Raw genomic sequence first — 9,021 nt, forward strand, 5'->3', positions numbered from 1 at the left:
CGGCGAACAAAGCTCCTTGACGGACGGGAAGTCTCGATGGCACCGGAGCAGGACACCTTTCCGCCCGAGGTCGCGGCGGCGATGCGGGCCGGACTCCCGGCCGTCGCCGAGCGGACCGTGGCCGCGATCGTCGTCGAGGTGCCCAGCTACGCCGAGGCGTTCAGCGGACCGATGGGTCGGAAGATCGAGAACGCCGTCCAGCTGGCCCTGGGCGGCTTCCTGGAACTGGCGACGGCGACCGGCGGGGCGGACCCCAGCCGGCCCATCGGCCCCGCGCTCGAGGGCGCCTACGCCCTCGGCCGAGGAGAGGCGCGCACCGGCCGGACCATGGACGCGTTGCTGGCCGCCTACCGGGTGGGCGCGCGGGTGGCGTGGCGACACCTGAGCGAGACGGCGGTGGCGGCGGGCATGCCCGCCGGCTCGCTGGCCCGCTTCGCCGAGCTGGTCTTCGCCTACATCGACCAGCTCTCGGCCGCCAGCGCCTCCGGGCACGCCGACCAGCTCGACACCAGCGGGCGGCTGCGGCGCCGCCACCTGGAGCGGCTGGCCGAGCTGCTGCTGACCGGTGCGTCCCCCTACGACCTGCAGGTCGCGGCGGAGCGGGCGGACTGGACGCCGCCGCGGACGCTCACCGCGGTGCTGCTGCCGGACGCCCGCGCCCGCGGTGCGCTCGCGGTCATGGACGTCCGCACGTTGCAGGCCGGCGAGGACCTGCCCGGTGCCGAGCCGGCGGCCGAGCGGGCAGTGCTGCTGGTGCCGGACGCCGACGGGTACGCCCGCGCCCAGCTGGTCCGGGCGCTGTCGGGTCGGGAGGCCGTCGTGGGCCCGCCCCGTCCGTGGCAGCAGGCCCGGTCCTCCTACTCGCGGGCGCTGCGGGCGCTGCAGCTGGGCCTGCGCCCGGACGGCGAGGTGCCGGTCGACACCGAGCTGCGGCTCGCGGACCTGGTCCTGCGGGCCGACGGTGAGGCGCTGGCCGACCTGCGCGCCCAGGTGCTCGCCCCGCTGGACGAGCTGGGCCCCGGTCCCCGCGAGAAGCTGGTCGAGACGCTGCGCTCCTGGCTGCTGCACCACGGACGGCGGGAGAAGGTCGCCGCCGACCTCTTCGTGCACCCGCAGACCGTCCGCTACCGCATGGGTCAGCTGCGCGACCTCTACGGCGAGCGCCTCGACGACCCCCAATGCGTGCTGGAGCTGACCCTCGCCCTCGGCGCCCGGGAGCGCTGACCGGTGAGCCCGCGCCGTGCGCCCAGCCCCCGGCATCCCCGCCGCCCTCCCGAGCTGATCATGGGCTTGTTACCGGCGACACGCGCCGACACGCCGTGCTCGGCCGCTCGAATCCCATGATCAACACGGGGGAAGCCCGGGCAGAGCCACGGCCGACCTCGATCACGGGGCGGGGCGGAGGATGGCGACCAGGAAGTCCGATTCCGGCGTGAACGGCCGCAGGTCCCACGTGGACAGCAGCAGGTCCTCGGCCCAGCCGGCCGTCCGAGCGTCGTCCCGGAACTCGTCGAAGGCGTAGCCGCGGCCGGCGCCGAAGCCGATGGCCGCGCGCCCGTCCGGTGCCACGTGCGCCCGGAGCCGCTGCAGGACGGCGACCCGCGTGCCCGGCGCGAGGAAGGCCATCACGTTGCCGGCGCTGACGATGACGTCGAACGGCTCCGCGATGCCGAGCGCGGGCAGGTCGAGCTCGGCGAGGTCGCCGACGATCCACCGCGGACCGGGATGGTCCTCCTCGGCGGCGGCGATCAGCACCGGGTCGACGTCCACCCCGACGGCGTCGTGCCCGGCGCGGGCCAGCCAGCCGCCGGTCCGGCCCGGGCCGCAGCCGGCGTCGAGCACCCGGGAGCCGCGCGGCAGCATCGCGTCGACCAGCCGTGCCTCGCCGGCGAGGTCGAACCCCTGCGCGGCGAGGTCGCGGAACCGCTGCACGTAGGCGGCCGAGTGGTTCGGGTCCTCCTGGGTCATCCGCACCCAGGCGCTGGTCTCGGTCATGCCGTCACCCTGGCACGGCGGGGGCCGGGTCGATGAGCACGCCGGGGTTGAGGACGCCGGCCGGGTCCAGCGCGGCCTTCGCGGCGCGCAGGGCGACGGCGAACGGCTCGGGCCGCTGTCGGTCGTAGCCGGTCCGGTGGTCGCGGCCGACGGCGTGGTGGTGGGTGACCGTCGCGCCCAGCCGGCCCACGACCTCCATGGACGCCGCCTTGATCTCGTCCCACATCGCCACCTCCGACCCGCGCCGTCCCGCGGCCAGGACGGTGAAGTAGGGCGCCGGGCCGTCCGGGTACACGTGCGTGAACCGGCAGTTCACCGTGCCCGGCGACCCGGTCACCGACGTCACCGCGGCCGCCACCTCGCTGCGCACGGTCGCGTAGAGCTCCTCGGCGCGGTCCCAGGTGCACGCCGTCTCGAAGGTCTCGACGATCGCACCCATCCGGGCCAGGCCGTCCCGGACGTAGGGCATCCGGAGGAAGGACGACCGCCACGCGTCGGCGGCGTCGTCGCGACCTCCACCGGCGGACGGCGCAGGCTGTCCACCGGAGTCCCGGGCGAGGCCCACGAGGGTCGCCAGCCGCCCGTCGACCGGCTCCAGGGCCGACTCCACCCCGAGCACGAGCACGCACTCCCCCGCGTGCGCCGCGCCCGAGAGCGCCGCCTCGCCGGAGTCGAGCAGCCGGCAGTTCGCCGGGTACAGCCCCGCCTGCGAGATGGCGCGCACGGCGCCGACGGCCGCCGCCATGTCCCCGAACGCGACCGAGGTGGACGCCTTCCACCGCGGACGGTCCTGCAGGCGCATCCAGGCCTCGGTGATGATCCCGAGCGTCCCCTCCGAGCCGAGGAACAGCCGGTCCGGCGACGGGCCGGCGCCCGATCCCGGCAGCCGCCACGACTCGCTCACGCCGACCGGGGTTACCACGCGCATCGACTCGACCAGGTCGTCGACGTGCGTGTACAGCGTCGCGTAGTGGCCACCGGCCCGGGTGGCGAGCCAGCCGCCGAGCGTGGAGAACTCGAAGCTCTGCGGGAAGTGGCGCAGCGTCAGCCCGTGCGGGCGCAGCTGCTCCTCGAGCACGGGCCCCAGGGCACCGGCCTGGATCCGGGCGGCCCGGCTGACCCGGTCCACCTCCAGCACCCGGTCCAGCCGGGTCAGGTCCACCGACAGCCAGGGGCCACCTCCCCGGTACTCGACCCCGCCGACGACGGAGCTCCCCCCGCCGTACGGGACGACGGCGACGCCGGCCGACCCCGCCCAGTCGAGCAGGTCGACGATCTCGGCCTCGGACTCCGGGAACGCCACGGCGTCCGGCGCGCCCGACAGGTCCCCGTCCAGCGCACGGACGACGTCGCGGTAGGCCTTGCCGTAGGCGTGCCCGGCACGGTCCGCCGGGGCGGTCGAGACCGGCAGGGGCGACGGCGGTGTGATCCGTGAGGGCGGCAGGTCGACGTCGGCCAGCCGGGGCACGGGCCGGGGGCGGTCCGGCAGCCCGGGCAGGGCTGCGGCGGTGGCGATGCACTCGTCGTCGCTCAGCGCCCGCTCGGCACGTCCCCACCCCCACCAGGACCGGACGGACGACGTCGGAGCGGGATCCGCGCTGCTCATGCGCGCATCTTCTCCCGGCCCGGGAGGAGTCCGAGCGACGCACCCCGGCTCACATGGGCATCCGCTTCGCTGGACCCCCATGCGGGCACCGTCGTCCTACACCCGCAACCTCCACCGCAGGCGGTCGCGCCCCGGTCGGCGTCCCTTCGCGAGCTCCTTCCCCCGCCTTCACGCACGGCGGTCAGCCCTTCGCCTGCGGTGGGGCTCAATCAGAGGTCACCGGGGCGTGACCGGGACGGCGTCAACACATGCTGACGCGCGGGTGGCTACGGGGCGGAGTGCGCGCAGCTGCTGACGGCGATGCCGCCTGGCAGCGTGCGGCCGTCGGTGAGTCGGAGGCCAATCCCGTTGCGGGCCAGTTCCACTGCTGGCTGACCGGCCGGCGTGGCGGTCAGGCGGGGGCTCTGTCGGTGAAGCGCTGACGGGCCGCCTGGCGGGAGACTCCGAGGGCGACTGCGATCTGGTTCCAAGACCTGCCCCGCTCCCGCGCCGCGGCGACCGCCTCGCGCAGCCGGACCTCGTCGGGCCCGCACCGCTTCGGAGGCGGCGGCGACCCGCTGCAGGTCAGCGGTGTCCATCACCTGCGCGGTGTCCGGGTCCAGGTCGTCGGCCAGCTGCTCGAAGCGGCGGGCCGCCTGCTCGATCTGCTCGTCGCCGTGTCGTGCTGTCATCTGCCTCGGCCCAGGAGTCGGCGGGGGCCATTCCACGTCGCGGGTCCGCCGTCGTCGTCAGGCCGCCCGCATCCTCGCCCGGGGGATGCACATCCCACGCCGGGACCCGCCGCCGGTGCAGCGCCCGGAGATCGGCAGTTGGCGATGTAGCGTTACATCATGATGCAGCGGACGCAGATCTCCCTCACCGAGGAGGAGCGCCGTCTCCTGGACAACGAGGCCGCGCGGACCGGTCGGTCGATCTCCGCCCTGATCCGCGACGCCGTCCGAGCCACGTACGCAACGGACCGATCGGTCGACGCGGACCTGGCGGCCCTGCGACGGGCCGCCGGAGCATGGCAGGGGCGGGACGAGGACGGCGCAGAGTGGGTGGATCGTTTGCGGTCGGGGCGGCGGGCGGCAGACACGCCATGACGGTCCTGGTCGACACCTCGGTGCTGATCGATCACCTCCGGGGCTCCGCGGACGCCACTGCCGTGCTCGAGCGCGAACGGTCGGCCGGCCCACTGCACGCCAGCGAGATCACCCGGCTGGAGGTCCTGGCCGGCATGCGCGCCGGCGAGGAGCAGCGAACGCGGTTCCTGCTGTCGGCGCTGCGCTGGCACCCGGTGGACGCCGAAGTGGCGGAGCGGGCCGGCGAGCTGGGCCGGACCTGGCTGCCGAGCCACCACGGCATCGACGGCGCCGACCTGGCCATCGCGGCCACCGCCATCCTGCTGGACGCCCGGCCCCTGACCCGCAACGTCCGCCACTTCCCGATGTTCGCCGGATTGCGCGCGCCCTACTGACCGGCTCGCCCCCCTTACGGTGAAAGTGCGATCCCTCCTCGATCTCGGTGGGATAGGCGCGTCGTCATCTCGGCACCCACGTCGGACGACGCCGCGATACTGGATGCATGACCTCACCGGGCACGGTCCGCGTGTGGCATGCCGAGGAGGGATGGGGAGTCATCGACTCCGCGGCCACTCCGGGCGGCTGCTGGACGCACTTCTCAGCCGTTCTCGTCTCCGGGTACAGAGCTCTCGATACCGGAGGGGCCGTGGAGTTCACCTTCGAGGCCGCCGAACAGGACGGCTACTCGTTCAGGGCCGTCGAGGTATGGCCCGCTGGCCAGGCGCCGGTCCGAAGCCACGACGAGGTCTTCGGGGCCTCTCCCGCCTACCACTCCACACTGACCCTCACCTTCGACAACGAGGACGAGACCCGCACGCCCTGACACGGCACGGCGCCTCCCAGAGGGGGGACGCCGGCCGGCTTCTTGGCCGGGAACCGGGGCTGGTGGCGGGCCGGCTGCTGCGGCATCCACGCGCGCAGGCTGGAGGTCGAGACACGGCGTCCCGGCAGGCGCGGGTCGTGTCGGAGGCTGCCCGGGGCCGTGCCCTTCGACAGCTGCTTGCGCAGCGTCTTGGTGAAGTCGGCTTCGTCGTCGTCGCGGTTGCAGCGAATGCGGACAGCTCCAGCAGCAGGTTCATCCGGTCTGCGTTGCGGAAGGTCCACCGGCGCCTGCCGAGGATGCGCTGCACCTCCTCCAGCGGAGCCTCGACCGCGCCATTCGCGTAGTGCTTCGGAATGGAGGCTCAGGCTGCCCTCGCCCACGAAGCGGTGGAACGTGCCGTCGGGCTCGACGCAGCGATACCGCTGGCGGTGCCGCCTTCGGTGCGCTGTGGGCCGTCGCGCACGACCCTCACCGACGGACAACCACGCGGACACGTCGGCATATCGGTCATCACGTTGGACAACGGCGGCGACGGACGGTTTCTTCAGGAGACCGTCACGCTTTCACCGTCAGGGGGCCGGCTCGCCAGTCCGGCGGCTCCGCCGGCTGCAGGGCGGGGTCGTCGGCGGCCAGCGTGCGCACCGGTCCGGGCGCGGTGAGCGGGCCCTCGAACCGCACGGTCACTCGCCCGAGGCCGCGGCCCCACACCCAGCCGGGGCCGAGCTCGTCGTGCCGGACGTCCTGGCCGGGCCACCACCGCGCCTCGGCGGTCACCGGCTCCGGGGTCTCCTCGCGAGGCTCGTCACCCGCCGCGACGTCCGGCGGCTCCAGTGCGTCGGCGGCGGCGAACAGGTCGCCCTGGGCGTAGGGCGACAGCCCGGAGACGCCGACCCCGAGCAGCCGCAGCCCGCCCTGGGTGCCGGCCTCGGCCAGCAGCCGGTGGGCGATCGAGGCGATCACCCGCGGGTCGTCGGTCGGCTGCGGCAGGGTCTGCGAGCGGGTGAGCGTGGTGAAGTCGTAGCGGCGCAGCTTGAGCGTCACCGTCCGGCCGGAGTAGGCGGCGGTGCGCAGCCGGCTACCGACCCGCGCCGCCATGCCGTCGATCTGCCGGCCGAGCACCGTCCGGTCGGTGAGGTCGCGGGCGAAGGTCTCCTCCTGCGAGATCGACTTCGCCTCCCGCTCGGCGACCACCGGCCGGTCGTCCTCGGCCCGGGCCAGCGCGTACAGGCCGGCGCCGTGCGCCCGCCCCGCCAGCGCCACCAGGTCGGGCAGCGACTTGGCGGCGAGGTCCGCGACGGTCGTGACGCCCACCCGGTGCAGCCGCTCGGCCGTCGCCGGCCCCACTCCGCCCAGCCGGGTGGCCGGCAAGGGATGCAGCACGTCCAGCTCGCTGCCCCGCGGGACGACGACCAGCCCGTCCGGTTTGTCGAGGTCGGAGGCGATCTTGGCCATCAGCTTGGAGCTGCCGATGCCCACCGACCCGGTCACGCCGCCGGTGGCCGCGGCGATGTCGACCTTCAGCTGCCGGGCCAGGGCGGTCACGCCGTCGACCGACAGGTCGTGCCCCGGGCCGGCGGCGAGGTCGACGTAGGCCTCGTCGATCGACACCGGCTCGACCAGCGGCGAGAGCTCGCGCAGCAGCGCCATGACGACGTCGGAGGTGCGGCGGTAGGCGGCGAACCGGCCGCCGAGGAATGCCGTCCCGGACGGGCAGCGGCGCCGGGCCTCGGCGGTGGACATCGCCGAGTGGGTCCCGTAGGCGCGGGCCTCGTAGGACGCCGTGGCCACGACTCCGCGGCCGCCCACGCCGCCGACGACGACCGGCCGCCCGCGCAACGATGGCTTGTCGCGCTGCTCGACCGCGGCGAAGAAGGCGTCGAGGTCCAGGTGCAGGATGCTCGCCTCCCGCCGCACGCCCCACCTCCGTCCGCCGGCCGACTCCCCATTGTGCGGCGTGGGGCCTACTCCCCCCAGATGCCGGCGAAGTGGTGCACGGGACCGTGGCCCGACCCCACGCTCAGGCTCTCGCCGGCGGCCAGCGCCTGCTGCAGGTAGTCGCGGGCGGGGTCGACCAGCTGCGTCCAGTCGTCGGTGCGGCCCCGCGCCGCCAGCGCGGCGAGGGCGGAGGACAGCGTGCAGCCGGTGCCGTGCGTCGACGTCGTCGCCACGCGGGGCCGCCGGGTCACCGTGACGCCGTCCGCCGTGGCCAGGACGTCGACGCTCTCGTCCCCACCCAGGTGCCCGCCCTTGAGCAGCACCGCCCGGGGGCCCAGCTCCAGCAGCGCGGTGGCCTGGCCGGGCAACTGGTCGACGTCGGTGGCCGGGGGGACACCGAGCAGGACGGCGGCCTCCGGCACGTTGGGCGTGGCCAGGTCGGCGAGTGGCAGCAGGTCGGTGCGGACGGCGTCGACCGCGGCGTCGTCGATGAGCCGGTCGCCGCTGGTCGCCACCATCACCGGGTCGCAGACCACCGGGCCGGCGGGGCGGTCGGCGAGCGAGGCCGCGACCGCGCGCACGACGTCGGCGGTGCCGAGCATGCCGACCTTGGTGGCGTGCACCTCGACGTCGACGAAGAGGGTCTGCAGCTGCTCGGCGACGAACTCCGGCGGGACGCCGTGCACGCCGGTGACCCCGCGGGTGTTCTGGGCGGTCAGCGCGGTGAGCACCGCCGTCCCGTAGACGCCGAGGGCGCTGAAGGTCTTGAGGTCGGCCTGGATGCCGGCGCCGCCGCTGGGGTCGCTGCCCGCCACGGTGAGCGCTGTGCGCACCTCGCTCACACCCGCACCCCCTCGATCGCGGCGCGCAGCGACCGGGCGGCGGCGGCCGGATCGGCTGCAGCGCACACCGCCGAGACGACGCAGACGCCGTCCACCCCGGTCGCGGCCACCTCGGGAGCGCGCGCGGCGTCGATCCCGCCGATCGCGACCGCGGTCAAACCGGCCGCGGAGGCGGCTCCGGCCAGCGCGCGGACGCCGTCCGGGCCGAGCGCGGTCCCGGCGTCGGGTTTGGTCGGCGTCGTCCACGCCGGGCCGATGCCGACGACGTCGACGGTGCCGGCCGGCAGGGCGCGGGCGACGTCCAGCTCGGCGACGGAGGAGACGCTGAGGCCGAGCAGCCGGTCGGGGCCGATCAGCGCGCGCACCTCGGCCGGCGGCAGGTCGTCCTGGCCGATGTGCACGCCGTCGGCGTCGGCGAGCAGGGCGACGTCGACGGCGTCGTTGACCCACACGGCGACGTCCGGCCGCTCGGCCAGCGCGGCCTGCACCGAGCGGGTGAGGTCGAGCAGCTGCCGACGGGAGGCGGTCTTGTCCCGCACCTGGACGGCGGTGACGCCGCCGGCGACCGCGGCACGGACGACCTCGGCGACCGGCCGCGGGCGGGACAGCGCGGTGTCGGTGACCAGGTAGAGGGTGAGGTCGAACGGGCGTCTCACCGGACGTCCGCCGCGGCCAGCGCCGCGCCGTCGACGGCGTCCAGCGCGTCGAGCCAGGCGGGCGCGAACGTGCCCGGGCCGGCCGCGACCGCCGCGGCCC

8 protein-coding genes are annotated in these 9,021 nt (G+C 75.2%); 3 read left to right on the plus strand and 5 right to left on the minus strand.

Annotated features, from left to right (window positions below; all coding sequences use genetic code 11):
• Positions 1-36: 36 nt before the first annotated feature.
• On the plus strand, positions 37-1,224 hold the full coding sequence (locus tag E4P41_RS14670; protein ID WP_135142016.1) for a PucR family transcriptional regulator: 1,188 nt from the start codon (positions 37-39) through the stop codon (positions 1,222-1,224).
• Positions 1,225-1,386: 162 nt separating this feature from the next.
• On the opposite strand, the gene E4P41_RS14675 is transcribed toward E4P41_RS14670, so the two are convergent.
• Complete coding sequence (locus E4P41_RS14675) at positions 1,387-1,995, minus strand: class I SAM-dependent methyltransferase (RefSeq protein WP_135142017.1); 609 nt, start codon at positions 1,993-1,995, stop codon at positions 1,387-1,389.
• A gap of 4 nt (positions 1,996-1,999) precedes the next feature.
• On the minus strand, positions 2,000-3,601 hold the full coding sequence (locus tag E4P41_RS14680; RefSeq protein WP_135142018.1) for an FAD-binding oxidoreductase: 1,602 nt from the start codon (positions 3,599-3,601) through the stop codon (positions 2,000-2,002).
• Positions 3,602-4,682: 1,081 nt separating this feature from the next.
• Between E4P41_RS14680 and E4P41_RS14695 the strand changes: the two genes are divergently transcribed.
• Both E4P41_RS14695 and E4P41_RS23800 read left to right on the plus strand, forming a co-directional pair.
• Entirely contained in the window at positions 4,683-5,060 is a 378-nt protein-coding gene (locus tag E4P41_RS14695) for a type II toxin-antitoxin system VapC family toxin (RefSeq protein ID WP_167761097.1), read from the plus strand.
• Between the two features lie 251 nt (positions 5,061-5,311).
• Positions 5,312-5,488 (plus strand): hypothetical protein, encoded by a 177-nt coding sequence (locus E4P41_RS23800; RefSeq protein ID WP_245177356.1) that lies wholly within the window; start codon positions 5,312-5,314, stop codon positions 5,486-5,488.
• A gap of 555 nt (positions 5,489-6,043) precedes the next feature.
• Here the strand turns inward: E4P41_RS23800 and E4P41_RS14705 are convergent.
• Genes E4P41_RS14705 through thiE form a run of 3 tightly spaced genes read right to left on the minus strand, consistent with a single transcriptional unit; the run spans position 6,044 to position 8,921 of the window.
• Positions 6,044-7,402: a DNA polymerase IV gene (locus tag E4P41_RS14705; RefSeq protein ID WP_135142021.1), complete on the minus strand. Its 1,359-nt coding sequence runs from the start codon at positions 7,400-7,402 to the stop codon at positions 6,044-6,046.
• Positions 7,403-7,449: 47 nt separating this feature from the next.
• Entirely contained in the window at positions 7,450-8,265 is an 816-nt protein-coding gene (gene thiD / locus E4P41_RS14710) for a bifunctional hydroxymethylpyrimidine kinase/phosphomethylpyrimidine kinase (RefSeq protein WP_135142022.1), read from the minus strand.
• On the minus strand, positions 8,262-8,921 hold the full coding sequence (gene thiE, locus E4P41_RS14715) for a thiamine phosphate synthase (protein ID WP_135142023.1): 660 nt from the start codon (positions 8,919-8,921) through the stop codon (positions 8,262-8,264). Before thiE ends, thiD begins: the two co-directional genes overlap by 4 nt.
• Positions 8,922-9,021: the final 100 nt, after the last annotated feature.

The organism is Geodermatophilus sp. DF01-2, assembly GCF_004571065.1.
GTDB lineage: Bacteria > Actinomycetota > Actinomycetes > Mycobacteriales > Geodermatophilaceae > Geodermatophilus.